24 protein-coding genes are annotated in these 23,636 nt (G+C 72.8%); 6 read left to right on the top strand and 18 right to left on the bottom strand.

Annotated elements, in window-relative coordinates:
• Positions 1 to 35 precede the first annotated feature (35 nt).
• From QIY60_RS06695 to QIY60_RS06680, 4 genes are all read right to left on the bottom strand, one after another.
• Positions 36 to 2,321, bottom strand: a complete 2,286-nt coding sequence (locus tag QIY60_RS06695; RefSeq protein ID WP_283141609.1) for a PQQ-binding-like beta-propeller repeat protein — start codon at positions 2,319 to 2,321, stop codon at positions 36 to 38.
• Positions 2,322 to 2,380: 59 nt separating this feature from the next.
• Entirely contained in the window at positions 2,381 to 2,650 is a 270-nt protein-coding gene (locus QIY60_RS06690; RefSeq protein WP_101390105.1) for a hypothetical protein, read from the bottom strand.
• Positions 2,651 to 2,689: 39 nt separating this feature from the next.
• Positions 2,690 to 3,415: a TetR/AcrR family transcriptional regulator gene (locus QIY60_RS06685; protein WP_283141608.1), complete on the bottom strand. Its 726-nt coding sequence runs from the start codon at positions 3,413 to 3,415 to the stop codon at positions 2,690 to 2,692.
• Positions 3,416 to 3,521: 106 nt separating this feature from the next.
• Complete coding sequence (locus tag QIY60_RS06680) at positions 3,522 to 4,451, bottom strand: diiron oxygenase (protein ID WP_283141607.1); 930 nt, start codon at positions 4,449 to 4,451, stop codon at positions 3,522 to 3,524.
• 190 nt (positions 4,452 to 4,641) lie between these two features.
• Here QIY60_RS06680 and QIY60_RS06675 point away from each other — a divergent pair, with 190 nt between their 5' ends.
• A complete protein-coding gene (locus QIY60_RS06675) occupies positions 4,642 to 5,748 on the top strand; it encodes a ferritin-like domain-containing protein (RefSeq protein ID WP_283141606.1) in 1,107 nt (368 codons plus the stop codon).
• Positions 5,749 to 5,787: 39 nt separating this feature from the next.
• Here QIY60_RS06675 and QIY60_RS06670 read toward each other — a convergent pair whose 3' ends face one another.
• Positions 5,788 to 7,239, bottom strand: coding sequence for a penicillin-binding transpeptidase domain-containing protein (locus QIY60_RS06670; RefSeq protein ID WP_283141605.1), 1,452 nt, complete (start codon positions 7,237 to 7,239; stop codon positions 5,788 to 5,790).
• On the bottom strand, positions 7,236 to 8,615 hold the full coding sequence (locus tag QIY60_RS06665; RefSeq protein ID WP_283141604.1) for an FtsW/RodA/SpoVE family cell cycle protein: 1,380 nt from the start codon (positions 8,613 to 8,615) through the stop codon (positions 7,236 to 7,238). The genes QIY60_RS06670 and QIY60_RS06665 overlap by 4 nt, the downstream gene beginning before the upstream one ends.
• 123 nt (positions 8,616 to 8,738) lie before the next feature.
• Between QIY60_RS06665 and QIY60_RS06660 the strand changes: the two genes are divergently transcribed.
• Entirely contained in the window at positions 8,739 to 9,173 is a 435-nt protein-coding gene (locus QIY60_RS06660; protein WP_283141603.1) for a DUF6325 family protein, read from the top strand.
• A 3-nt stretch (positions 9,174 to 9,176) separates the two neighbouring features.
• Entirely contained in the window at positions 9,177 to 9,431 is a 255-nt protein-coding gene (locus QIY60_RS06655) for an SHOCT domain-containing protein (protein ID WP_283141602.1), read from the top strand.
• Between the two features lie 9 nt (positions 9,432 to 9,440).
• Here QIY60_RS06655 and QIY60_RS06650 read toward each other — a convergent pair whose 3' ends face one another.
• The 5 genes from QIY60_RS06650 to QIY60_RS06630 form a co-directional block, all read right to left on the bottom strand.
• A complete protein-coding gene (locus QIY60_RS06650; protein ID WP_283145839.1) occupies positions 9,441 to 9,743 on the bottom strand; it encodes an SH3 domain-containing protein in 303 nt (100 codons plus the stop codon).
• Positions 9,744 to 9,870: 127 nt separating this feature from the next.
• Positions 9,871 to 11,160 carry a HAMP domain-containing sensor histidine kinase gene (locus QIY60_RS06645; protein ID WP_283141601.1) on the bottom strand — a complete coding sequence of 430 codons (1,290 nt, stop codon included), beginning with the start codon at positions 11,158 to 11,160 and terminating at the stop codon, positions 9,871 to 9,873.
• Positions 11,157 to 11,903, bottom strand: coding sequence for a hypothetical protein (locus QIY60_RS06640; RefSeq protein WP_283141600.1), 747 nt, complete (start codon positions 11,901 to 11,903; stop codon positions 11,157 to 11,159). The genes QIY60_RS06645 and QIY60_RS06640 overlap by 4 nt, the downstream gene beginning before the upstream one ends.
• Before the next feature lie 48 nt (positions 11,904 to 11,951).
• Entirely contained in the window at positions 11,952 to 12,590 is a 639-nt protein-coding gene (locus QIY60_RS06635; RefSeq protein WP_283141599.1) for a class F sortase, read from the bottom strand.
• A 78-nt stretch (positions 12,591 to 12,668) separates the two neighbouring features.
• The gene (locus QIY60_RS06630) at positions 12,669 to 12,986 is read right to left on the bottom strand and encodes a zinc-ribbon domain-containing protein (protein WP_283141598.1); all 318 of its coding nucleotides are present in this window, start codon (positions 12,984 to 12,986) and stop codon (positions 12,669 to 12,671) included.
• A 122-nt stretch (positions 12,987 to 13,108) separates the two neighbouring features.
• On the opposite strand from QIY60_RS06630, the gene QIY60_RS06625 reads away from it, so the two are divergent.
• Positions 13,109 to 13,909, top strand: coding sequence for an NERD domain-containing protein (locus tag QIY60_RS06625; RefSeq protein WP_283141597.1), 801 nt, complete (start codon positions 13,109 to 13,111; stop codon positions 13,907 to 13,909).
• A 356-nt stretch (positions 13,910 to 14,265) separates the two neighbouring features.
• Here the strand turns inward: QIY60_RS06625 and QIY60_RS06620 are convergent, their stop codons facing one another.
• Together QIY60_RS06620 and ligD are read right to left on the bottom strand one after the other, a co-directional pair.
• Positions 14,266 to 15,156, bottom strand: coding sequence for an ATP-dependent DNA ligase (locus QIY60_RS06620; protein WP_283141596.1), 891 nt, complete (start codon positions 15,154 to 15,156; stop codon positions 14,266 to 14,268).
• Positions 15,153 to 16,037 (bottom strand): non-homologous end-joining DNA ligase, encoded by an 885-nt coding sequence (gene ligD, locus QIY60_RS06615; RefSeq protein WP_283141595.1) that lies wholly within the window; start codon positions 16,035 to 16,037, stop codon positions 15,153 to 15,155. The genes QIY60_RS06620 and ligD overlap by 4 nt, the downstream gene beginning before the upstream one ends.
• A 40-nt stretch (positions 16,038 to 16,077) precedes the next feature.
• On the opposite strand from ligD, the gene QIY60_RS06610 reads away from it, so the two are divergent.
• The gene (locus QIY60_RS06610) at positions 16,078 to 17,106 is read left to right on the top strand and encodes a Ku protein (protein WP_283141594.1); all 1,029 of its coding nucleotides are present in this window, start codon (positions 16,078 to 16,080) and stop codon (positions 17,104 to 17,106) included.
• A 60-nt stretch (positions 17,107 to 17,166) separates the two neighbouring features.
• Here the strand turns inward: QIY60_RS06610 and QIY60_RS06605 are convergent, their stop codons facing one another.
• The 5 genes from QIY60_RS06605 to QIY60_RS06585 form a co-directional block, all read right to left on the bottom strand.
• The gene (locus QIY60_RS06605) at positions 17,167 to 18,894 is read right to left on the bottom strand and encodes an MFS transporter (RefSeq protein WP_283141593.1); all 1,728 of its coding nucleotides are present in this window, start codon (positions 18,892 to 18,894) and stop codon (positions 17,167 to 17,169) included.
• 409 nt (positions 18,895 to 19,303) lie between these two features.
• A complete protein-coding gene (locus tag QIY60_RS06600) occupies positions 19,304 to 19,852 on the bottom strand; it encodes a cupin domain-containing protein (protein ID WP_283141592.1) in 549 nt (182 codons plus the stop codon).
• 411 nt (positions 19,853 to 20,263) lie between these two features.
• On the bottom strand, positions 20,264 to 21,478 hold the full coding sequence (locus tag QIY60_RS06595) for an FAD-dependent oxidoreductase (protein WP_283141591.1): 1,215 nt from the start codon (positions 21,476 to 21,478) through the stop codon (positions 20,264 to 20,266).
• A gap of 152 nt (positions 21,479 to 21,630) precedes the next feature.
• Positions 21,631 to 22,086: a carboxymuconolactone decarboxylase family protein gene (locus tag QIY60_RS06590; RefSeq protein ID WP_283141590.1), complete on the bottom strand. Its 456-nt coding sequence runs from the start codon at positions 22,084 to 22,086 to the stop codon at positions 21,631 to 21,633.
• A gap of 285 nt (positions 22,087 to 22,371) precedes the next feature.
• The gene (locus tag QIY60_RS06585; protein WP_349253901.1) at positions 22,372 to 23,235 is read right to left on the bottom strand and encodes a GNAT family N-acetyltransferase; all 864 of its coding nucleotides are present in this window, start codon (positions 23,233 to 23,235) and stop codon (positions 22,372 to 22,374) included.
• Positions 23,236 to 23,544: 309 nt separating this feature from the next.
• On the opposite strand from QIY60_RS06585, the gene kdpF reads away from it, so the two are divergent.
• Positions 23,545 to 23,634, top strand: coding sequence for a K(+)-transporting ATPase subunit F (kdpF, locus tag QIY60_RS06580; protein ID WP_063801986.1), 90 nt, complete (start codon positions 23,545 to 23,547; stop codon positions 23,632 to 23,634).
• Positions 23,635 to 23,636 lie beyond the last annotated feature (2 nt).

Below are 23,636 nucleotides of genomic sequence, written 5' to 3'. Positions count from 1 at the left end.
CCCCGGCGGCCGTCATGTGCGTACGAGGAGAACGGTCACCGCACCGGCAGCGCGTACAGCGTCGCCCCGTGCCACACCACCGCCGCGTCCGCGCCCGCCGCCACCGCCCGGTAGGTGCCCCGGTCCGCCGACTGCTCCAGGGTGCCCGCGTCCTGGAACTTCCACAGCCGCTCGCCGCTCGCCGCGTCCAGCGCCGTCACCTGGAACGGGTCGAGCGCCAGGACCGTACGCCCGGACGCGCTCGCCACCGCACGGGTCTCCACCGAGGTGGTCGGCGCCAGGTCCGTCGAGCCGACCCACACCTCCCGGCCGTCCGGCGCGGCGACCGCCGCCACCTTGGTGGTGGTGTCGGGGGCGTACACAACTCCCTTGTCCAGCAAGGGGGTTCCGTACGTCCCCATGCCCTTCCCGCGCTGCCAGCGCAGCTTCGCCGTCTCCAGGTCGAACGCCTGGAGGCCGCCGCCCGCCGTGGTGAGCAGCGTGCCGTCGGGCGACAGCACCGCCGCGTCGGTGGGCAGCACCGTCCCGTACGACCGCGCCCACAGGTCCTTGCCCGTCTTCGGGTCGACCGCGAAGAACTCCGCGAGCACCTGCTTGGCGCCCTTCGGCGGGGCGGCGGCGGGGCGGCGCGCGATCAGTCGGCCGCCGACGGCGGTCGCCCACTCGAACGTCTCGCCCCGGCCGAGCGGGCGCCGCCACAGCGTGGTGCGCGTGGCGATGTCGTACGCGTACAGCGCCGTGTCCTTGCCGACCGTGGCCGTGAACCACACCGTCGTGCCGTCGTGCGCGCGCACCTCGGGGGTGCCCATGCCGGGTGCGAGCTGGGCGTACGCCACCTTCTGGCGGATCGCGCCGTCCGCCACCGCGAACCAGGTGAAGTCGGTGGGGCCGACGCCGAACGCCACCGCCGGGTCCGGGCCCGCCGGCTGGAGCTGGGCGAGACCGGCCAGCTCGGGGCGGGTCCACAGCTGCTTGCCGGTGCGCAGGTCGACGCCGGTGGGCGCGGCGCCGGGCACCACCAGGACCGCGCCCTGGACGAGCGGGGTGCCGAGGAGCTTGCCGCCGGGCACCGCGTACCCCCAGCGGGCCGCCGGGGGCGCTCCGGGTACCGGCTGCGGGCGGGCGGCGGGCTTGCTGTCGGCGGCGGGGGCCTTCCCGTCGCCGTCGTCCCCGTCGAACGCCAGCACTCCGGCCGCGCCGACCGCAAGCCCCGCCACCGCCGCCAGCCCGGCCGTCAGCAGCGACCGGCGGTCGGCGGCCAGCCGGGACAGGGCGTTGGTGGCGGGCCGAGCGGGCTCGGGAGCCCGGGTCGGCGGTACGGGCAGGGGCTGCGGCGCCGACCAGGCGGGCTGCGGGGGAGCCTGCCCGTTCAGGGCCGGTGCGGGCAGCGGCGCGGCGGGCTCCGGCACCCGGTCGGCTACCGCCGGGCCGGGCAACTCCTGGGCCTGCGCGGCCCGTTCGGCGATCGCGGCCGTCAGACGCGGCGGCAGCCACCCCGCGCCGGGCGCCGGGTCGGCACCGCCGGGGACCAGCTCGGCGGCCACCTCGGCCGGGGCCGGGCGCGCCCCGGGCGCCTTGGCCAGACAGCGGCCGAGCAGCGGGCGCAGGGCGGCCGGGACCGGGGTGAGGTCCGGGACCGAGTGCGCGATGCGGTGGGCGGCCGCGTCGGCGGGGCCGGAGTCGAACGGGCCCGCGCCCCCGGCCGCGTACGCGAGGAGCATGCCCAGCATGAAGACGTCGGCGGCGGGGCCGGGCTTCTCCCCGGCGACCTGTTCCGGCGTCAGATAGCCGACGGTCACGCCGAGGCTGCCGCCCTCCCCGGCGCTCGCCGCACTCGCGCCGCCGAGCACGCCGAAGGCGGTGACCAGCGGTCCTTCGGCGGTGAGCAGCACGACGTCGGGGCCCAGGCCCTGGAAGGCCTCGCCGGTCACCGCGTGCGCCCGCTCCAGGGTGGCGGCGAGCGCCGCGCCCAGGGTGCGCACGGCCGGCTCGGGCAGCGGTCCGGCCAGCGCCACCGCCTCGGCGAGGGTGAGCGCGGCCGTGAACGGGGTGGCCAGCCACGGCAGCCACTCCTCGGGGCCGGTGGCGAGGACCGGCGGCACCCAGGGCCCGGCGAGCCGCTCGGCCGCTTGTGCCTCGGCCCGGAAGCGGGTGCGGAAGGCGGGCAGCGCGGCCAGGTCGGGGCGGGCGGCGGTGACGGAGACGCCGCGCCCGTCCGCCCCGTGGGCGAGATAGACCCGGGCGGTGCCGGTCTCGCGCAGCCTGGCCCGCATCCGGTACGGACCGAGCTCGCGCGGTTCCTCGGCGGTCAGCGCCTCCATGGTTCAACTCCCCCTGCGGCACGGCGTGGACCAGCGAGCTTATCGCGCCACAAGAGCCCCTACGCGCGCGGCTTCGGCTTGGTCCAGGGCCAGCGGCGCGGCTCGCGCCCCTCCGGGACGTAGGTGTACTTCCAGCCGCGCGGCAGCCCGAGCCGCTTGCCGTGTCCGGCGGGTTCGCGCCGGTAGGCGTGGACGGTCGGCGGGCCGCCGTCGGCGTCCGGGACCGGGACCTCGTACCACTGGGGCGGCTTGTCCGTGGGGCCGACCAGGACGGGCAGGACGCGCCCGTCGAGGGGCCCGCCCACAAAGAGGGTGTTCTCGCTTCGCACGCCTCAAGTGTCACACCGGTGCGGTCCGCGCCGCGCGCGTCACAGCAGGTGGGCGGCTTCGGCCAGGACCGGGAGCACCCGGCGGGCGAGGAGCCCGGCCGGGCCGTCGGCGGGCTCCAGGGCCAGTGCCGCCCGCACCACGGCGGCCGCCTGCGGGTCGGTGGCGGCGGTCGCGGTGAGCAGGGCCACCAGGTGGTCGACCAGCCAGTCGCGCAGCTCCGGCAGCGGCGGCTGCTTCTCCTCGTCGAGCCAGATCAGGGAGGCGGCCTCGACCGCCGCGATCCAGGTGCGCACCATCATCCGCAGCCGTGCACCCGGGCTCTCCACCCCCAGGTGGAGGAGGATCTGCTCGGCGGCGGCCCGGCGCACCTCGTCGACTATCGCGGTCGTCCGGGAGGTCTCGGCGACGCTGCCGCCCTGGAGCAGGGCGGAGAACCCGGCGTCGTGCTCGTCGACGAAGGCGAGGTAGCGGTCCAGGGCGTGGGTCAGGCGCTGGGTGAGCGGGCCGGTCTGGGGCTGGGCGAAGCAGAGTTCGAGCTCGTCGGCGGCCGAGCGCAGCGCCGCCTCGTACAGCTGCTGCTTGCCGCCGGGGAAGTAGCGGTAGACCAGCGGGCGCGAGACCCCGGCCGCCTCGGCGACGTCGTCGAGCGAGACGTCCTCCGGCGCCCGGTGCGCGAAGAGCGACAGCGCGGCGTCGAGGAGCTGGGTGCGGCGCTCCTCGACACTGAGCCTGCGGTACGCGGGGGTGGCGGCCGGTGAGGTCATACGGGCAGCGTAATCCCCGGGTCGGCGCTTCAGGCCGCTGCTCGCGCGCGGTTGGCCGGGAGTGAAGGGTTCGGTGAATTGCTCGTTGAAGGGCATGCGGGGCGCGTCAGGCCAGCAGCCCCGAGCTCTGCCACAGCCGGCGGCCCACGCCGCGCAGCACGCCTATGTCGTCGAGGAAGTCGGTGAGCCGCTTGGCGCCGCTCTGCATGACCTCGCGCCGGTGGCCGCTGGCCTTCACCTGGGCGACGGCCTCCCGGCGGTCCAGGCCCACGTTCTCGTACACCTTGGGGTTGACGAAGCAGGTGGAGAAGACGCGGGCCGCCTCGCCGCAGCTGACCCTGGTCAGCTCCCGCTCCCAGGCGGGCGCGGTGACCATCTGGCGCCGCAACTCCTCGCGGGCGTACCGGACATGGCGGGCCTCCTCGACCACGTGGATGCGGGTGACGCCGCGCATCAGGGTCTGCACCCGCTCGTCCGGGAAGGTCAGCCGCTGCATCCAGTCGAGGATCTCCTCGCCGAGCAGGGTGGCCGCGAAGGAGCCGGGGGTGGTGGAGACGGTCTTCAGGACGCGCGCGAGGTTGTGGTAGAGCCGGGGGACCGGGTAGGTGGGCGATCCGCCCTTCTGGATCACGCGGGCGAACATCATCGAGTGCCGGCACTCGTCGGCTATCTCGGTGAGCGCATAGCGGACGTGCTTGCTGGTCACCGGCTTGTCGTAGATGTGCCGTACGAGCAGCTGCATCAGGATGATCTCGAACCAGATGCCCAGCGAGCCGAGCGAGGCGGCCTCGTGGCGGGCCAGCTCGAAGCGCTGGTCCTCGGACATTTTGCGCCACATCGGGGTGTCGTAGAGGGAGAGCAGCTCCGGGGGCCAGAACCACTTGCCGTCCTCGAACGGCGCATCCCAGTCCAGTTCCTTGTCGGGGTCGAAGGAGTGCTTGGCGGACGACGCGAGCAGCCGCTCGGCGACCTCCTCGCGGTCCCGGAGCAGTCCGAGCGCGTCGCGGAGCACTTCGCTGTCGGTCACGGTGGTCATGGCTGGGGCACCTCGGTGAGTCGGCCTCGAAGGGGTTACCGGCGGTCAACTCTTATGAGACTGCTTGTCAGCAAGCGCGTCAATCCCTTGGGCCCGACTTGTTGACCCGGCGTCTACCAACGTGTGAGCCTGCCAATGAGCCAGCGTGTAACGGTCAGTCAGGTAGTTCCGCGAGGCGAAGGAGCCGCACGTGTCGACGCACGACCTGTATGTGAACGGCCCACAAGACCCCCTCTGGGAGGTCCCGGCCTCGGGAGCGGCGCGCTTCAGCTGGGACTACGACGACGGACGCGAGCGACTCCTCGCCCTGTACCAGAAGGGCAAGGACAAGCAGTGGGACGGCGCCAAGCGGATCGACTGGGGCATCGAGGTCGACCCGTACGACCCGCTGGGGACGCCCGACGAGTCGCTGACCCTGTACGGGACGCGCCACTGGGCCAAGATGACCGACAAGGACAAGGGCGAGCTGCGCAAGCACTACGCCTCCTGGCAGTTCAGCCAGTTCCTGCACGGCGAGCAGGGCGCGATGGTGTGCGCGGCGCGGATCGTGGAGTCGGTGCCGGACCTGGACGCGAAGTTCTACTCCGCCACCCAGACCATGGACGAGGCCCGGCACGCCGAGGTCTACGGCCGGTTCCTGCACGAGAAGATCGGCATGCTCTACCCGGTCAACGACAACCTCCAGGGGCTGCTCGGCGACACCCTGCGCGACTCGCGCTGGGACATGCCCTACCTCGGGATGCAGGTCCTCATAGAAGGCCTCGCGCTCGCCGCGTTCGGCATGATCCGCGACACCACCGACAAGCCGCTGCCCAAGCAGATCCTGGCGTACGTGATGCAGGACGAGGCCCGGCACGTGGCGTTCGGGCGGATGGCCCTGCGCGACTACTACAAGCAGCTCGGCGACGCGGAGCTGCGCGAGCGCGAGGAATTCGTCATCGAGGGCTGCTACTTGATGCGCGACCGGCTGCGCGGGGTCGAGGTCCTGGAGAACTTCGGCATCTCCAAGGCGGAGGCCGAGCAGTTCTCGGAGCAGAACGAGTTCCTGCACCTGTTCCGCAAGCTGCTGTTCAGCCGCATCGTCCCCTGCGTCAAGGACATCGGCCTGTGGGGCAAGCGCCTCCAGCAGGCGTACGTGGACATGGGCGTCCTGGAACTGGGCGACTCCAACCTCGACCTGCTGATGGCCGAGGACGAGGAGATAGCGGAGCAACTGGACCGCGACCGGTTCGCCCAGGAGGAGACGGCGCGGGTCGCGGAGGTGGAGCAGATGATCGCGGAGGGGGCGGCGGGCTGAGGGCGGGTCCTCGCGCCCGGCTTCGGGCGGAGGCGGCGCTCACCCCGCCAGCGCCGCCTCCATCACCGCCTTCGCGATCGGGGCCGCGTCGCCGCCGCCGCTGATGTCCGCGCGGTTGGCCGCCGCGTCCTCGACGACCACCGCGACCGCCACCGCCGGCTGGCCCGCGTCGGCGGCCTGGGCCCAGGAGATGAACCAGGCGTACGGGTGGCCCCGGTTGCCCACGCCGTTCTGCGCGGTGCCGGTCTTGCCGCCGACCTTCGCCCCGGGGATCGCCGCGTTGGTGCCGGTGCCCTTCTCCACCACGTCCACCATCAGCTGCTGGAGCTGCACGGCGGTGGTCGGGTTCATCGCCTGGCGGTAGGTGCGCGGGCCGTTCTGGGCGACCGTCGTGCCGCGTGCGGTGGTCGTCCGCTCCACCAGGTACGGGTACTTGAGCTCCCCGCCGTTGGCCACCGCCGCCGCGACCATCGCCATCTGCAGCGGCGTCGCCGTCGTGTCGAACTGGCCGATGGATGAGAGCGCCAGCTGGTCGGGGCCCATCTTCTTGTCGAAGTTGGACTTGGCCACCCCGGACGGGATCCGCAGCCCCGTGTCGTTGAACCCGAACCGGCCCACCGCCTCCAGCATCCCGGGCAGCCCCACCTTCACCCCCAGGTGCGCCATCACCGTGTTGCAGGAGACGACCACGGCGTACGCGAGCGAGGCCTTGCCGCAGCCGTCCGCCTCGTTGGGCAGCGTGGTGCTGGTGCCGGGCAGGACGTAGGGGTCGGGCGTGGTGGTCGGCGCGTTCACATCGGTCACCGCGCCCGCGTCGAGCGCGGCCGCCGCCGTCACGATCTTGAAGGCGGAGCCCGGCGGATAGGTCTGCCGGATCGCCCGGTCGAGCATCGGCTGGTCGGGGTCCGCGTTCAGCGCGGTCCAGGCGCCCTTGGCCGCCCGCCCGGTCCCCGACAGCCGCCCCGGGTCGTACGAGGGGCTGCTGACCAGCGCGAGGATCCGGCCCGTGGCCGGCTCCACGGCGGCGACCGCGCCCCGCTTGCCGGCGAGCCCCCGGTAGGCGGCCCGCTGCATGCTCGCCCTGATGGTGGTGACCGCGTCGCCGCCGCGCTGCCGTTTGCGGGTGAGGCCGCCCCACAGCGGCTTGAGCAGCGGGGAGGTGCCGGAGAGCACCGGGTCCTCGGCGGCCTCGACGAGCGTCGTGCCGTACACCTGCGAGGCGTATCCGGTGATGGGCGCGTAGAGGGGCCCGTCGGTGTACGTGCGCTCGTACCGCAGCGGCTGACCGGTGTCCTCGGAGCCGGTGACCGCGTCGCCGTCCACCAGGATGTCGCCGCGCGGCTGGCCGTAACGGGCCAGTGTGGTACGGCGGTTGGCCGGGTTCGCGTCCAGCGCGTCGGCCTGGAAGACCTGGACGCGGGCCGCGTTGACCAGCAGCGCGACCAGCAGGACCAGACAGCAGGCGGCGGCCCGCCGGATGTAGCGGATCATCGGCTTCCCGTCCGGACGGGGGTGATCGCGGCGCTCTCCACGGCCGGGCGCGGGGTGCGCGCGCTGTCGCTGACCCGGATGAGGAGCGCCACGATCACCCAGTTGGTGACCACCGAGGAGCCGCCCTGGGCCAGGAACGGCATCGCCATGCCGGTGAGCGGGATCAGCCCCGTCACCCCGCCCGCGATCACGAACACCTGGAGGGCGAGGATCGAGGCGAGCCCGATGGCGAGCAGCCGCCCGAACGGGTCGCTCAGCGCGAGGGCCGCGCGGTAGCCCCGGGCGACGAGCAGCGCGTACAGCAGGAAGACGGCCGTAAGTCCCGCGAGTCCCAGCTCCTCGCCCGCCGTCGCCAGGATGAAGTCGGACTTCGCGGCGAACCCGATCAGGATGGAGTGCCCGGCGCCGAGGCCGGTGCCGAGCATGCCGCCCGCCGCGAAGGCGAAGAGCGACTGGGCGAGCTGGCCGGGGCCCTGGCCCGCGTCGATGGAGGCGAACGGGTGGAGCCAGTCCTGCACCCGGCTGTGGACGTGCGGCTCCAGCGAGCCGACCGCCGCCGCGCCGACCGCCGCGAGCAGCAGCCCGACCGCGATCCAGCCGGTGCGGCCCGTCGCCACGTACAGCATGATCACGAAGAGGCCGAAGAAGAGCAGCGAGGTGCCGAGGTCGCGCTCCAGGACGAGGAGGCCGACGCTGAGCAGCCAGATCGCCACGATCGGGCCGAGCACCCGGCCGGTGGGCAGTTGGAGCCGCCGGACGCGGCGGCCGGTGTACGCGAGCGCGTTGCGGTTGGCGGCCAGGTACCCGGCGAAGAAGACCGCGAACAGGATCTTGGCGAACTCGCCCGGCTGGAAGGAGAATCCGCCCGCCCGGATCCAGATCTTGGCGCCGTTCACGGCGGGGAACGGGATCGGCGCCGCCATCAGGGCCAGGGCGGAGGCGGCCGAGAGGTAGGCGTACCGCTGCAGGACGCGGTGGTCGCGCAGGGCCAGGACGACCGCGGTGAAGAGCCCCACGCCGATCGTGGACCAGACGAGCTGGGTGGCGGCGGCCCTGCTGTGCGGGGTCTCCAGGTCGAGGCGGTAGATCAGGACCAGGCCGAGCCCGTTGAGCAGCACCGCGATGGGCAGCAGCAGCGGGTCGGCGTGCGGGGCGCGCCTGCGGACCGCGAGATGGGCGAGCAGGGCGAGCAGCCCGAGGCCCGCGCCGTAGCGGGCCGCGTCGGGCGGGACGGCGCCGCTCTTGGCCAGGCCCACGCCCGCGTACCCGTAGACCGAGGCGAGGACGGCGCAGACGAGCAGCGAGAGTTCGACGCCCCGGCGCTTGGCGAGGCGCGGGGCGGGCGGGGGTACGTCCGCCGCCGTCGGTCCGGTCATGTCGGGCAACGTAGCAAGCGAGGACGTATATGTCTCTTATGTCATAGTGTGCCGAGGGGCGGGAACGCCGAAGCGGGCAACCGCGGGCGGGAAACTGACGGACCGTCACTGAGGAGTACGGCCATGGGGCCCGTGGAGTTCATCGTCCTCGCCTTCCCCGAGGAGCAGCTTCGGGTCGAGGCCGTCGACTCGCTCGTGGGGGTGCGCCGGTCCCGCGCCGTACGGATGGTCGACGCGCTGGTGGTCACCAGGACGGCGGCGGGCGAGGTGCTCGCCGCCGAGCTCGACGAGTTCGAGGAGCTCGCCGGGGTGCTGGTCGGCGAGGGCGTCGAGCGGCTGATCGGGCCGGAGGACGTCAAGGAGGCGGCGGACCTGCTCGACCTGGGCAGTTGCGCGCTGGTGGTCCTGATCGAGCACCTGTGGGCCGAGGAGGCGGCGAAGGGGGTGCGGGCCGCGGGCGGGCACGTCGCCGGGTCGGTGCGGATCCCGCCGGAGCGCCTGGAGGCGGTCAGGGCGGCCCTGGCCGCGCGCGCCGGGACCGTACGAGAGGAAGGCTGAGCCATGTTCATCCGGCCCGTCGAAGCGGCGGTACGACCTGTGGTGCGCCCGTCCGGCGCCCCGCTGCTGCGCGGCCTCCTGGTGGGCGGCCCGCGCCCCGCGAAGCCCGCGCCCGCCCCGGAGGCGCCGCCCGGGGCCCCCGGCCCCGGCGACGCCGAACTGGTGGACCTGCTGACCCAGCTGGGACGGCTGGCTCAGCAGGGGGTGCTCACCCCCGAGGAGTTCGCGGCCGCGAAGGCGAGGCTGCTCGGGCTGTGAGGTGACGGCTCAGCACCAGCGGGGCGCCGGGCCGATGTTGTCGATGTAGAACGCCGAGCCCCACGCCCAGGTGCCGTCCATCAGCAGGTACCAGCGGTTGTTGCCCTCGACGCTGCTGCCGCGGGTCTTGCAGAAGATGTGGACGATCGAGCCGTAGGGCGCCTTGCCGACGACCCTGCTGCTGCGGGTCGGCTTGTCCCGCAGGAGCAGGCCGGACTTGGCCGTCACCCGTCCTTTGTAGCCGTTGTGGACGGATTCCTCGGCGGTCGCGGGGCCGGCCGCGGCGAGGGCGGCGACCGCGCCGGTGGCCATGCACAGGCCGAACAGGGCAAGCGGGGAACGGCGGGACACAGTGCCTCCTGGGGAGTGGAGGGCCGTGCTCCACGGCCCTTGGCTCGCCCCGCTCACGTTAGGTTCGCTCGTTGCCGCCCGCAAAGCACTAAGGACCGTCCGGGTGCCCGGGGCCTTCCGGCGAGCCGTCGGGGTCCACGTACTCCGGCAGGGTCAGCCGGGCCACCGCGCCGCCGCCCGCCGCGTTGGCGAAGCTCAGCCGGGCGCCGAGGACCGAGGCCTGGCCGACCGCGATGGTCAGGCCGAGCCCGTGCCCCTTGGTGCCGCCCTCGGTCCGGAAGCGCTGGGGGCCGTGGTCGAGCAGATACGGGGGATAGCCGGAGCCGTGGTCCCGCACCGTCACCACCGGGCCGTCCACGCGCAGCACCACCGGCAGCGCGCCGTGCTTGTGGGCGTTGCCCAGGAGGTTGGCGAGCACCCGCTCCAGGCGGCGCTTGTCGGTCTCCACGCAGGTGTCGCGGACGATCACGAGCTCGGTCTGCGTCCCGGAGGTCCGCACCACGCGCTCCACCAGCGGCCCCAGCTGCTCCAGGTCCAGGTCGACCCGCTCGCTGCCCGCCTCCAGACGGGAGATCTCCAGGAGGTCCTCGGTGAGCGAGCGCATCGCCTGCACCCGGTCCCGTACCAGCTCGGCGGGCCGCCCCTCGGGCAGCAGTTCGGCGGCCGCGTGCAGTCCGGTCAGCGGGGTGCGCAGCTCGTGGGCCACGTCCGCGGTGAAGCGCTGCTCGCTCAGCAGCTTGTTCTGGAGCGTCCCGGCCATGGTGTCGAGCGCCCCGGCGACCGTGGCCACCTCGTCCTGGGGGCGCGAAGGGTCCTTCGTACGGGGGTCGTTGACCCGGGCGTCCAGGTCGCCCGCGCCGATCCGGCGGGCCACCGTCGCCGTCTGGTGCAGTCGGCGGGTGACCCGGGTGACGCCGAAGACGCCGACCAGGAGGGTCGCGCCGATGGCGAGGATGGAGGAGCCGAGGATCGCCTGGTCCAGGCCCGTGATGGTGCGGGCGCTCTGGCTGTAGTCGATCGAGACGGCGATCGCGCGGCCGTCGGCCGGGCCCGCCGCCCACATGGTGGGGCGGCCCTTGTCGTCGGCGACGAGCGTGCCGCGCTTGCCGGAGACGGCCAGCTTGCGAAGGGAGGAGGGCAGGTCCTGCGGGTCCAGACCGGCGCCCGGCGGCAGCGGCTCGCCCGCCTCGTACGCGCGCGAGACCTCCTCCAGCTTGTCCAGCGCCTTGTCGCGGGCCTGGCCGACGGTCTGCCGGGTCACCGAGACGTGCACGAGCACACCGAGCAGCGCCGCGAGCGCGCAGCACATCACGGTGATGAAGACGGCGGCCTTCCAGGTGAGCGTGGCCGTCCAGGCGGGCAGGCGCGGCCCCCTCACCGGGCGCTCGCGGAGGCGCGCGGCGACGGGCCGGAGGTCTTGGGGCGGGGCACCGGGTTCGGGGAGCGCTGCGGCTCCACCCGGATGATCTCGTCGCGGGTGGGCAGCATCGCGCGCTGGTGGTCGTCCCACGACCAGGCCGTGCGGTACTCGTACCCCGGGATGCCCGCCGACACCGAGTGCAGGATGACGTCCCGCCCGGCCAGCTCCACGCCGACCAGCTGGTCCGAGGTGGACATGATCCGGGTGAGGGCGCCGCGGTCGGGCATGTAGCAGCGCACGGCCAGCTGCTGCTCCGGCATCTTGATGCCGAGGATCAGCTCGTCCCTGCCGTCGCCGGTCAGATCGCGGTAGTACGCCCTGAGCACCGGGCAGCCCTTCGGCTTCTCCCGGCACCGATTGAGCTGGCGAACCGTTTCCTCGTAGAGCCCGTCGGCGCCCGTGTACTGGTCCGGGTGGGCCCGCACCTCGGCCTGGACGACCGCGACCGGGTCGAGCGCGCGGACGTCGTCGCCGGGCACCTTGATGCCGGGCACCCGTTCCGTCTGGCCCTCGCCGAAGTCCAGGGGCGTCGTCGTGGGCTTGGGCAGCTCGGGCCACAGATGGACCGGGCCGACCGCCGTGGGGGTCGCGCCCGCGCCCTCCAGGCTGCCCGCGTTGCCGCAGCCGGTGAGCAGCAGGGCTGCGGCGCCGGTGGTGAGCAGCAGGAGTGCTGCGCGGGCGGGGCGGCGGTGGCGGGTCAAGGTGCTCCTGTCGTGCGGACGGCGGCACCGGGAGCGGCACCGCCCCGGCTACTTCACCTTCACCAGGTCGGCGTAGAAGATGATGTTGGCCGAGCGGTGGCCGTTCTTGATCGGGCCGCCGCAGGTGATGAGGCGGAGTTCCGGACGGTCGGTCTTCCCGTAAACCTTATTCGTAGGGAAGTCTGTTTTGTCCACTTGCTGAGTCTCGCGGATCCGGAAGACGGCGGTGGACCCGTCCGCCCTGCCGACCTCGATGACGTCCCCCACGTGCATCTTCTTCACGTCGCGCATCAGGGCCGGGCCCTTCGCGGTGTCGTAGTGCGCGACGATCACGGACGCGCCCTTCTCGCCGGGCGTGACGCTGCCGGTGTACCAGCCCGCCAGCTCCGCCTTGTCGACCGGGGGCACCTCCAGCTCCTGCTTCTCGTCCACGCCGAGCCGCAGCACCGGGCTCGCGTCGACGCCCGCCGCCGGAACGACCACCCGGGTCGGCTCGCTCGCCTTCAGCGGGCCCACCTGCTGGCGGGCCTGGGTGGTGGTGGCGTTCTGGACGGTGACGTCGGGAGCCTTGGTCCCGGACGAACCCGAGCCGCAGGCCGCGAGCCCGCCGCCCACGGCGAGGGCGAGCGCGGCGGCGGCCGCGAGCCGGGCCGTGCGGCGCGGGCGGGAGGGGGTGGACGCAGTCATGTCACCACCGTAGGCGGGCGGTGTTGCGGAGCTTTCCCGGCTTTGTAACAGCTCTCCATAACCGCGGCGACGACGTCGTTACTGCTGGTAGGGGTTCTGCCCGTGCGGCTGCCCGGGGGCCTGGCCCTGCATCTGCTGCGGCTGGTAGCCCGGCTGCGGCGCGGCGGCCGTCGCGAGCAGCTGCTCGGCGGCCTCCTTGGTGATCTGCTGCTCCATGCCGCAGAAGGTGCACTGCGTGCGGTACTTGGTGGAGACCGGGAAGAGCGGGATGAAGAACAGCGTGAACTTGGTGACGTACTTGCGCAGGCCGTGGGCGGCCGGATTGCCGCAGTTCCCGCAGACGAGCGTCATCATGGCGAGCTGGTGCAGATATCCCTTGGTGCCCCAAATGAGCATTGGACTTCCCCTCCCGAGGTAAAGCGGTGCGTGTGGCACGCGGTAGCGGCTCCGCACTATACGAGCCGCGATATTGCCCTGCGCGGCCGGTGCTGTTCCCATGGTCGTGGGGGTGATGCGGGATGTCGGGACTGCGGGTGACACCGGTGCACCGGCACGGACGGGCACGGCTGTATGTCAGCCTCCCGGACGGGAGGAGCGCCGCCTGGTACGACCGGGACAGCGGGCGGGTCAGCCTGCTCCTGGAGGAGTGCCGCGACGCCGTCCTGGCCGCGCTCGCGCCCTTCGCGGTGGGCGAGGTGACGGTGGGCCCGCCACCCGTACCGACCTCCGCCGACCTGGCCCGGCTCTCCCTGCACCCCGACGACGACCTGGCGCCGAACCGCCCCGGCGAGGCGCTCCTCGGCGAGCTGGAGTCCGCGGGTCCGCCGCGCCGCTTCCGCGAGGACCCGCGCCGGGTGCTGCTCGCCGCGCAGGAGCGGGTGGGGGCGGGCCTCGACGCGCTGGAGGGGGCGGGGTGGCGGGTGCTGCACTCGGTGCCGCTGCCGGGGGACGGCCTCCTCGACCACCTCGTGGTCGGCCCGGCCGGGGTGCTCACGTTCCGTACGGTCGCGGCGCACCGGCACCGGGTGCGGGTCGCCGACCCCCTGGTCGGGGTCGGGCGTGCCGCGCCCGCGCCGGTGCTGCGGTGGGTGCGGCGGGACGCGGAGCGGGCGTCGCTGGCGCTGGCGGTGGGGGTGCGGGGGGTGTTGGTGGTGGCGGACTCCGACCGGGTCGAGCTGCCGTGCCCGCCCCGGGACGTCCGGATCCTCCGCGACGCGGAACTTCCCGACTTGGCGCGGCTGGGCGGGGTGCTGAAACCGGCGGATGTGGAGGGGCTGTATTGGAGGGCGCGGGACCGCCGCACGTGGCTGAGGGTGTGATGCCCCCACCCCGCCCCTTCCCTAAACCCTCCGGGGGTGGGCGGGGGTTGAGGTGGGGTTCCCGGGGCTGTGCCCCCGGACCCCGTCGCGGGGCCTGCGACCCCCGCACCCCGCTCCGTTCGTCTGCGGGCCGGTGGGGGCTGGTCGCGCAGTTCCCCGCGCCCCTAGAAGCGGCCCTCCGGGCCGCTCCCGAGGATGCCGCGCAGCGGCACTTAAGGGGCGCGGGGAACTGCGCGACCAGCCCCCACCAGCCCGCAGACAAACCAGGGACCCGGGGTCCGGGGGCGTAGCCCCCGGGAGAACCACCTTCCGCCCCCTCTCCCCCGGAGGGTTTAGGGAAGGGGCGGGGTGGGGGCTCAAACCCGGCGCAGGCGCAGCACCGTCGTCACCCCCAACCGCCCAGACCCCCGCTCCACCTCCGCCAACAACCCACCCCCCTCCACCGCCGTGTACCCCACCTCCCCCCACCCCGGCGCCACAGCCGTACGCGTAGGAGAAGCCGGCGGCAGCCGAGCCCGCCCCGCCTCCGCGCGCAGCGGAGACGACAGCGGCGAAGACACCGTCACCGCGTCGTCCCCCGGCAGCACCAGCACCAGCGCGCTGGGCCGCCGCGCGGAGCCCACGTACCCCACCACCACCCCCTCCCACGTCTCCGTGTGCCGCAGCTTGCGCCACGCGCGCGTGCCGCCCCGGTACGGGGAGTCGTCCCGCTTGGCCACCAGGCCCTCGATCCCGCTCGCGGGGAGCGTCTCGTACCAGGTCAGGGCCGTCTCCACATCATCAGTCGCCGGGACCGGCTGGAGCGGAGGGCCCAACGCAGACAGGAGGGACTCCAGGCGGGCCCGGCGCTCCCCGTACCCGAGGCGCCGCACGTCCTCCCCCCGGTCCGCCAGGACGTCGAACGCCGCGTACGACGCCGGCAGCCGGGCCGCGAGCAGCCCGGCCCGCCCCGGCGTCGCCGCCGCCCGCCGCTGCACCGCCGCGAAGTCCGTGCGGCCGCCCGTCCACACCACCACCTCCCCGTCGAACACGCACCCCGCGGGCACCTCAAGCGCCGCCGTCACCAGGTCCGGGAACGCGGCCGTCACGATCCGCCCCGACCGGGCCTGGAGCACCACCCCGTCCGCCTCCCGGAACACCACCATCCGGTGGCCGTCGAACTTCGGCTCGTACCACCAGCCCGGCCCGCGCGGCAGCTCCCGTACCGACTGGGCGAGCGCCACCCGTACCGGCGGCCGCACGCTCACGGCAGCCGCCCCGCCCGGTTGAGGTTGATCAGGGGGCCGAGCAGGTCCCCGTCCCGCGACAGGCGGGGCTCCATGTCGCCCAGCAGGAAGACCAGATCACCCGCCCTGCCGCACGACTCCACCTCCTCCCACGACACCGGCGCCGACACCGTCGGCCGCTCGCGCGCCCGGAGCGTGTACGGCGCCGCCGTCGTCTTCGCCGCCGCGTTCTGGCTGTGGTCGACGAACACCTTGCCGGGGCGGAGTGTCTTCGCCATGCGGTGCGTGACCAGGTCCGGGAGCGCCGCCTCCGCCTCCTGGGCCAGGCCCTTCGCGTACTGGGAGACCCGCTCGGACGGGGTCGGCTCCAGGGGGACGAGCAGGTGCAGGCCCTTGGAGCCGGAGGTCTTCGCGTACGCGTGCAGGCCGTCCGCCGTCAGGCGCTCACGCAGCCACCGCGCCACCAGGCAGCACTCCACCACCGTCGCCGGGGCCCCGGGGTCCAGGTCGAAGACCATCCGGTCGGCCCGCGCGGGCGCGTCCGCCTGCCACTGGGGGGTGTGGAACTCCACCACCAGGTTCGCCGCCCACATCAGGGTCGACAGGTCCGGGACCGTCACCTGCCGCGCCCCGCTGTCCTCGGAGCGCGGCACCGGGGCCGTCGTCACCCAGGAGGGTGTGCCCGGCGGGGGATTCTTGGTGAAGAAGAGCTGGCCCTCGGGGCCGTCCGGGTAGCGCAGGAACGACACCGGCCGGTTGTGCAGATGGGCGAGGAGCGCCCCGGCGACGGACGCGTAGTAGTGCAGCACCTCGCCCTTGGTGGTGCCGGTCGCCGGATACAGCACCTTCTCCAGGCGGGAGAGCGCGATCCGCCGCCCCTCCACCCATGTGATCGGCGTCATACGATGAGAATCCCACTAATCCCGGCAGAGGGGATGAAGAGTGCGATCCATATGGAACGGTGCGATCTCATTCGGGCTGGTCAGCATTCCGATCAAGCTCTTCAACGCCACCGAGAGCCACTCGATCTCGTTCCGGCAGATCCACACGGAGGACGGCGGACGGGTCCGCTACCGCAAGGTGTGCGAGCTGGACGGCGAGGAGCTGGACGCGTCCGAGATCGGCAAGGCGTACGAGGACGCGGACGGGTCGCTGGTCCCGATCACCGACGACGACCTGGCCGCGCTGCCGCTGCCCACCGCCAAGACCATCGAGATCGTCGCGTTCGTGCCGGCCGACTCCATCGACCCGCTCCAGATCGACACGGCGTACTACCTGAGCGCCAGCGGTGTCCCGGCGGCCAAGCCGTACACCCTGCTCAGGGAGGCGCTCAAGCGGAGCCGGAAGGTGGCCGTCGCCAAGTTCGCGCTGCGCGGGCGCGAGCGGCTCGGGATGCTGCGGGTCGTGGACGACGTCATCGCCATGCACGGGCTGCTGTGGCCGGACGAGATCCGCGCCCCCGAGGGCGTCGCCCCGGACAGCGGGGTGAAGATCCGCGACGCCGAGCTCGATCTGGCCGACGCCCTGATGGACACCCTCGGCGAGGTCGACGTCGACTCGCTGCACGACGACTACCGGGAGGCCGTGGAGTCCCTCATCGCCTCCAAGGCGGGCGGCGCGCTGCCCCCGGCCGAGGCCCCGGAGACCAAGGGCGGCGGCAAGGTCATCGACCTGATGGCCGCGCTGGAGAAGAGCGTGCGCGCGGCGAAGGAGGCGCGCGGCGAGGAGGCGGCGGAGCCCGCCGAGGTCACCGAGCTCAAGCCGCGCAAGACGGCGGCGAAGAAGACGGCGAAGGCGGCCACGAAGACCACTTCGGCCAAGACCGCCACCAAGTCGACCTCGAAGACCGCCGCCGCCAAGAAGTCGGCCGCGTCCCCCAAGGCCTCCGCCGCCGGGGCCAAGAAGTCCACCGCCACCACGGCCAAGAAGGCCGCGAAGAAGGCGGCTCCCCGCAAGCGCGCGTCGGCCTGACGGCCTTCGTACGCCCACGGGGAGCCGGGTCGGAGCGTGCGGGCGCCCCTCAACGTGCCGTCACACGCCCCGGGCCACCGGCTCGCCCAGCGCCTCCAGCTCCGCGTCCAGGTCGCGCGCGTGCACCTCGCGGGGCAGCGCGAACATGCCGAGCGCCACGAGCACCAGGATCCCGACCCCGTACCAGAGGCTCAGGTCGAAGCTCTTGACGAAGTTGTGGCTGACGGCCTTCTGGCCCTGCTCGGTCAGGATCGGCTGGACCTTGTCGGCGCCCGGCACCGAGGAGGGCAGACAGCTGGCCGGGACCTTGGTCGGGTCCGACTCGGCCGACCGGTCGTGCACACACGCCCGGAAGCCCTTGACGATGTCGTCGACGCCGCCCGCCGGGACCCCGGCGGTCACCAGCTCCTGGCGCAGGGCCGGGGTGACCTTGTCGACGCCGTGGTCGGAGTCGTCGGCCAGGTGGCCGAAGAAGAGCACGCCGACCAGGGCGACGCCGAGCGCCATGCCGACCTGCTGGGTGGTGCCGAGCAGACCGGAGGCGGAGCCCGCGTCCTTGGCGGGCACCTTGGTGAGGATCGCGTCGATCATCGGGGCGACCACCAGACCGAAGCCGAAGCCGGTCACCACCAGCGGCGCGATCATCTGCCAGGACGGGATGCCCGGACCGTAGTGGTGGGCGACGAAGATGTACGCGGCGAAGCCGAGCGCGTTCAGGAGCGCTCCGCCGATCAGCGTGAGGCGGCCGATGCGCGGGGTGAACACCTCGACCGCGAGGCCGGAGCCCGCGGCGGCGCCGACCGCGAAGGCCGCGCCGGTCAGACCGGCGCGCATCGGCGACCAGCCAAGACCCAGCTGCATGTACAGCGTCCACACCAGGAAGAAGCCGCCGAGCGCGATCCAGAACAGCGTCCACACCAGCATGCCCGCGGTGAACGCCCGCTCCTTGAACAGGCTGAGCACCACCAGCGGCGAGCCCACGGTCCGGGTGCGGTACCGCTCGAAGGCGACCAGGACGCCGAACACCACGACCGAGCCGCCCATCAGGAAGAACGTCCAGGCCGGCCAGTCGAGCGCACGGCCCTCGGCGAGCGGATAGACCAGCATCAGGATGCCGGTCACGGCGATCACCACGCCGATCGGGTCCAGCTTGGGCGCGGCGGCCGACTTGGACTCGCGTACGAAGAACCAGGCGGCGATCAGCGCGCCGATGCCGACCGGGATGTTGACCAGGAAGATCGGACGCCACTCCAGGTCGGCGATGTTCGCGTCGACCAGCACACCGCCGACGATCAGACCGGCCACCGACGCGGAGCCGAGCACACCGCCCCAGATGCCGAGCACCTTGCCGCGCTCCTCGGACGGGAACGTGACGTGGATGATCGCCAGGATCTGCGGGACCATCAGGCCGGCCATGGCGCCCTGGAAGAAGCGCGCGCCGATGAGCATGCCGGGGCCGCTGGCGACACCGCAGAGCGTCGAGGCGACGGTGAAGCCCGCCACGCCGATGAGGAACATCTTCTTGCGGCCGTAGATGTCGCCGAGCCGTCCGCCGGTGATCAGCAGGGCCGCGAAGCCCAGTACGTAACCGGCCACGACCCATTCGATCTGGGTGTAGTCGGCGTGCAGGTCCTTCTGGATGCTCGGGATGACGACGTTGACGATCGTCACGTCGAGCATGTCCATGAACCCGGCCACCAGAACGATGATCAGGGCGAGCCAGCGGCGGGGGTCGAGCGGCGGCGCTTCGCCGGACGCGTCGGCTCCGGCGTGGGTGTCGTGAGTCATGGCGTTTCTACCTCTGGCCGATCGTGGTGACCGGGGCCGTCCGAGCCCGGTCGTGACGGATGGAGCGTGATGAGACGAGTGCCATTTGCGGGTCTCCTTGCCACAGCGGCAGGAAAAAGTGCGTCACTGAGATGACGACACAGGGTCTGGGGGTGTGACTTTTCGCAGGTCACACCCCTTTTCCAGGGCTGACGCCCGGTCTGCGACCGGTCCGGTGCCGTCCGGGCAGGCGGCCGCCCCGCGGCGCGCTCCGGTGAGCGGGCGGGGCGGGGGCGCGGACGGGCGGGAGGGGCGTGGAGGGCGCATGAAAGCGCCCTCCCGCAAGGGGTGTTGGGCCCATGACGGGCCGACACCACCGCTCAAGAAGGCACTCACATGCTCCGGCGGCCTAAGCCGCTGCCTAAGTCGTTCAAGCTCGGGCGACCGGCTGCTTGGTGTACTCGGCGAGCAGGCGCTTGGCCTCCGCGTCGGCCTGGTCCGCCGGGACGAGGACGCCCTCGGGGGTGAGGCGCAGCGGCTCGGTGCCCGCCATCCGCCAGTCGAACTTCGCCGCCAGCTCGAAGAGGTCCGACTGGATCAGCGGGCCGCCCTTCTCGTGCTCGGCGGCGAGCGCGGCCGGGTGGTACAGCTCGTAACCGCCCGGCAGGTGCAGCGTCAGGAAGTAGCAGCCGCCCTCGACCGTGGTGGACCAGGTGTGCTCGGTGCCCTTGGAGATGTGCGCCATGCCGCCGGGGCCGAGCCTGGTCACCTCGCCGTCGATGTACATGACCAAGGAGCCCTCCAGGACGAAGTACGTCTCGTCGGACTCGGCGTGCGTGTGGAGCGGCGGTCCAGGGGTGGCGGCGGCTATCTCGCCTTCCACGAGGGCGGCGGCGCCGTCTGTGGCACCGCTCGGCAGGACGATTTCAAACCCACGGCGGCCGGCAGGGCGGTCCTCGGGGTGGATGATGGTCGTCATGAATCCCTCTCTGGCTTGATTTCTATCAAGTGGTTACGGGTTTAGCACGGGGCGGCGGGTGCGGGTCAAGCAGCGCTCAACTTGCCCGTCGGGCACGGCTCCAGTGGTACTCCTGCCCCCTGGTGAACAGCTCTAGCACGCCTGTGTGCGAGCGCGGGATTTCCGCAGTTGGACAGTTGCGGATACGGACTTGTTGTCCCGTCAACGAAATTGACCGGGAGTTCGTGGATGGGCGGCGGAAAGAACCGGGCTGTCGATTTTCCGTCCGGCGTCCATACGGCATCTGTCCGATGTCCATCCGATGTCTGGCTGGTTTTCCGCGTGTCGCCGGTTGTGGAATTTCCCGAAATGCCGACGGGCGGGTACGGAACGCGGTGAGCGCCCGTACCCGCCCGTACGGCGGCCGTCGTCTCAGACCCGCTCGGGGGTCCGTACGTGCTCGGGCCGGGGCCCGTACCCGATCATCCGGGCGATCAGCTTCCGCATCGGCCGCACATGCTCGGCGACCGCCAGGAACCGCGGTGGCTTGGACTCGCGGGTGCCGTGCAGCGTCGGCGCGATGAGCTGGTTCTGGAGCAGGATCTGCATGCGCTGGATGGCGACCGCCGGGGGCAGCCGCCGGCGCTGCACGGCCGCCAGGTCCTCGGTGCTCACCGCGCCCCGCCGCAGCGGTTCGGCCAGCAGGTTGGCGGTGGCCACCGCGTCCTGCACGGCGACGTTGATCCCGAACCCGCCGACCGGGGACATCGCGTGCGCGGCGTCCCCGATGAACAGCAGCCCCGGCCGGTACCAGCGCTTGAGCCGCTCGACGCGGACCTCCAGCATCCGCGCGTCCGAGAACTCGATCTTGTCCGGCCGGTCGCCCATCCACGGCAGCAGCGCGCGCACGCTCCTGCGCAGCGACTCGATGCCCTCGGCCTGGAGCTCCGCGTACCGGCCCTTGGGGATGACGTACGCGAACTGCCAGTACGTCTCCCGGCAGATGCCGATGAGCAGGCCCTGCTGACCCATGCGGATGAAGGTGTCCGGCGGGTCGCTCGCCTCGCGGGGGATGCGGAACCACAGGTCGTCCATCGGCGCCCCGAACCCCTGCGGGACGAGCCCGGCCGGGCGGCGCAGCACCGAGTCGCGGCCGTCGGCGGCCACGGTGAGCTCCGCGCGCAGCTCGTGCTCGCCGTCGGCGTCGCGGTAGCGCACGCCCCGGGCCCGGTCGCCCTCGCGGATCAGCCCGTGCACCTCGGCCCCCATCTTCAGGTGGAAGGTGGGGTACTTGGCGGCCTCGGCGGCGAGCAGGTCGAGGAAGTCCCACTGGGGGACGAAGGCGATGTACGGATACGCGCCGGACAGCAGCCGCTGGTCGGCGACGAGCACGTCCTGGGTGTCGGTGACCATGTTGATCCCCGGCGTGGTGCGGTGCGGCAGCTCCAGGAAGCGCTCGGCGAGCCCCAGCTCGGCGAGGACGTCCAGGGTGGAGGGGTGGATCGTGTCGCCGCGGAAGTCCCGCAGGAAGTCCCGGTGCTTCTCCAGGACGGTGACCTCGATGCCGGCCCGGGCGAGCAGCAGCCCCAGCATCGCGCCGGCCGGTCCGCCCCCGACAATGCAGCAGGTGGTTGTCTCGGTTGCCATTCGTGCCACCTCGGCGTCGCGCATGGATGTCGTACTGAGTCGATCTCGGCGAGCATGCCCCACGGTTGTCGCGGGTGCCAAGGTCGAACGGATCGTACGGAGCGTCAGATCCCTTGCAGTAACCGGAAGTTGAGGTTCAGGGAGTCATCGGATCACCAGGTCTGGCCGCCCTGCTGGCGGGTGGCCGCGTTGAGGCGGTTGTAGAAGTTGCTGACGCCGATCCACAGCACCAGGGCCGCGAGCGGCTTCTCCTCGTAGTGCCGGGCGGCCTCGTCCCAGACGTCGTCGGGGACCGGCTCGGCGCGGTCGCCGAGCCGGGTCACGGACTCGGTGAGGGCCAGCGCGGCCCGTTCGGCGTCCGTGAAGTACGGCGTCTCGCGCCAGGCGGCCACCGCGAACAGGCGCTCCGCGCTCTCGCCGCCCTTCATCGCGTACCGGGTGCCGGAGTCGACGCAGGCGCTGCATCCGTTGATCTGGCTGGCGCGCAGATGGACGAGGTGCATCGTGGTGGCGGGCACTCCGGCGCCGTGGGTCGCCTTCTGAAGTCCCCGAACGGCCTCCATCGCCCCCGGGACGAGCGTCGCCGGGCTCGGCATCCGTGCTTCCATGACTGTTCTCCTGGCTGCCACTCGCTGCGTGGCCTGGGCTCCGACTGTCATGGAATTGACGAAGTCGGACAGGGAAGTGTGACGGCTCCTTTGCGCCCGGTGTTCGTCTGCGGGCCGGTGGGGGCTGGTCGCGCCCACGCGGCGGAGCCGCAAATGTCACAGCCCCGCGCCCCTGGGGGCCGGGGTGCTCAGTTCAGGCCCGACGTCCTGAACACCCCCGCGCCGTCTCCCGGTCCACCCGCGCCGGGACCTGGCGCAGTGCCGTTTCGCCGCACCGGACAGGCCCTAGGCCGCCCGCAGCCTCGGGCTGTGCGCCGCCGTCGCGTAGTGCGTGTACTCGCGGACGAGTCGGAAGCCCGCGTTCCAGGCCAGCAGGCGGCTGGGCCGGTTGTGGCGCGAGCAGGACCAGCTGGCGCCGCGCCCGCGCGCCGCGACGTCGGCGCACAGCCCCGCCACACAGGCGAGCGCGAGCTGCCGGCGCCGCTGGTCGGGGGCGGTGACCGCGGCGATGTCCTCGTACGCGCTGCCCACGAAGTAGGAGCAGGCCACCGCGGCGAGGCGTCCCTTGTGGAAGGCGCCCCAGCCGTACCCGGAAGCGGCGAGCCCCACCGGACCGCCCCAACTGGCGTGGATCCAGGCCGAGTCGGGGTCGAGCGCGGCGAGTTCAGGGGCGTCGGCCGGGTTCAGCCTGCGGACCGTCACCCCGCGCGGCGGCCGGGGATCGGCGACGGGCGCCTCCTGCCGTACGTACACCATCCGCTCCCACGGTACGACCGGCCCGAAGGAGGCTCCGAGGACCGGCAGGAAGCGGTCGGGCGCCTCGATGTAGCGGCCCGCGAGCGGGGCGAGGGCGTCGGGGCTCAGGGCGGCGGGGTCGCCGCGCAGCAGGACGTGCCCGGCGCAGTCCACCGCGAGCGCACGGGGGTGGACGGCCCGGTCGGCCCACAGCCGCCCGGTGCCGCCGGTCGCCACGTGTTCGGCCAGGGCGGTGGGCCCGGGAGCGCCCACCGGAAACGCGCGGGCGTGCACGGCCAGCTGGGACGACGGCAGCTCGATCACGGCGGGACTCCTTCGGACGGCGGCGCGGGCGAACCCCGCGTAGTCGCGGGCGTACCCCGCGTACTGCGTACCAACGGAATCTAGATCCATGTACGGGCCATACGGGCCCGCCTTAACGGCCTTCTGGCAGTCGTTTACGCGGTTCGCACGCCGCCGCGGCCGCTGTGGCCGGAAGCCGCGTATGAAAGGCGTCAAGGACGCGCCGGTAGCCGTAAGGGGCCCGTCAACGAAACGTGCGGAGGCCGCGCGGAGGGGTTTGCTCTAGAGGTCCGCCCATTCCCCGCTCATTTCCGAGCCTCTTCGAGTTCTGGAGTTCGCGATGGCCGATCTGGCCTTCGTCGTCACCACGGTCGCGGTTTTCGCGTTGGTGGCGCTCATTGCCAAGGGGGTGGCGAAGCTGTGACTGCCGAGAACATCGTCGGTCTGATCGTGGCCGTCGCCCTGCTGGGTTACCTCGTCCTCGCCCTTGTGTACCCGGAGAGGTTCTGAGC

This window comes from Streptomyces sp. BPTC-684 (assembly GCF_030028635.1).
In the GTDB taxonomy this organism is placed as follows: domain Bacteria; phylum Actinomycetota; class Actinomycetes; order Streptomycetales; family Streptomycetaceae; genus Streptomyces; species Streptomyces noboritoensis.
Note: the sequence above shows the minus strand (reverse complement) of the source record. Positions and strands in the feature narration are given on the sequence as shown.

Bases quoted from the DNA above. Each gene is read 5' to 3' on its own strand.
- QIY60_RS06655 (WP_283141602.1), top strand. From the start codon at position 9,177: ATGTTCATCCGGCCCGTCGAAGCGGCGGTACGACCTGTGGTGCGCCCG.
- QIY60_RS06635 (WP_283141599.1), bottom strand. From the start codon at position 12,590: ATGACTGCGTCCACCCCCTCCCGCCCGCGCCGCACGGCCCGGCTCGCG.
- QIY60_RS06600 (WP_283141592.1), bottom strand. From the start codon at position 19,852: ATGACGACCATCATCCACCCCGAGGACCGCCCTGCCGGCCGCCGTGGG.
- QIY60_RS06685 (WP_283141608.1), bottom strand. From the start codon at position 3,415: ATGACCTCACCGGCCGCCACCCCCGCGTACCGCAGGCTCAGTGTCGAG.
- QIY60_RS06625 (WP_283141597.1), top strand. From the start codon at position 13,109: ATGTCGGGACTGCGGGTGACACCGGTGCACCGGCACGGACGGGCACGG.
- QIY60_RS06595 (WP_283141591.1), bottom strand. From the start codon at position 21,478: ATGGCAACCGAGACAACCACCTGCTGCATTGTCGGGGGCGGACCGGCC.
- QIY60_RS06670 (WP_283141605.1), bottom strand. From the start codon at position 7,239: ATGATCCGCTACATCCGGCGGGCCGCCGCCTGCTGTCTGGTCCTGCTG.
- QIY60_RS06630 (WP_283141598.1), bottom strand. From the start codon at position 12,986: ATGCTCATTTGGGGCACCAAGGGATATCTGCACCAGCTCGCCATGATG.
- QIY60_RS06695 (WP_283141609.1), bottom strand. From the start codon at position 2,321: ATGGAGGCGCTGACCGCCGAGGAACCGCGCGAGCTCGGTCCGTACCGG.
- QIY60_RS06605 (WP_283141593.1), bottom strand. From the start codon at position 18,894: ATGACTCACGACACCCACGCCGGAGCCGACGCGTCCGGCGAAGCGCCG.
- ligD (WP_283141595.1), bottom strand. From the start codon at position 16,037: ATGACGCCGATCACATGGGTGGAGGGGCGGCGGATCGCGCTCTCCCGC.
- QIY60_RS06585 (WP_349253901.1), bottom strand. From the start codon at position 23,235: ATGGATCTAGATTCCGTTGGTACGCAGTACGCGGGGTACGCCCGCGAC.
- QIY60_RS06665 (WP_283141604.1), bottom strand. From the start codon at position 8,615: ATGACCGGACCGACGGCGGCGGACGTACCCCCGCCCGCCCCGCGCCTC.
- QIY60_RS06680 (WP_283141607.1), bottom strand. From the start codon at position 4,451: ATGACCACCGTGACCGACAGCGAAGTGCTCCGCGACGCGCTCGGACTG.
- QIY60_RS06590 (WP_283141590.1), bottom strand. From the start codon at position 22,086: ATGGAAGCACGGATGCCGAGCCCGGCGACGCTCGTCCCGGGGGCGATG.
- QIY60_RS06660 (WP_283141603.1), top strand. From the start codon at position 8,739: ATGGGGCCCGTGGAGTTCATCGTCCTCGCCTTCCCCGAGGAGCAGCTT.
- QIY60_RS06650 (WP_283145839.1), bottom strand. From the start codon at position 9,743: ATGGCCACCGGCGCGGTCGCCGCCCTCGCCGCGGCCGGCCCCGCGACC.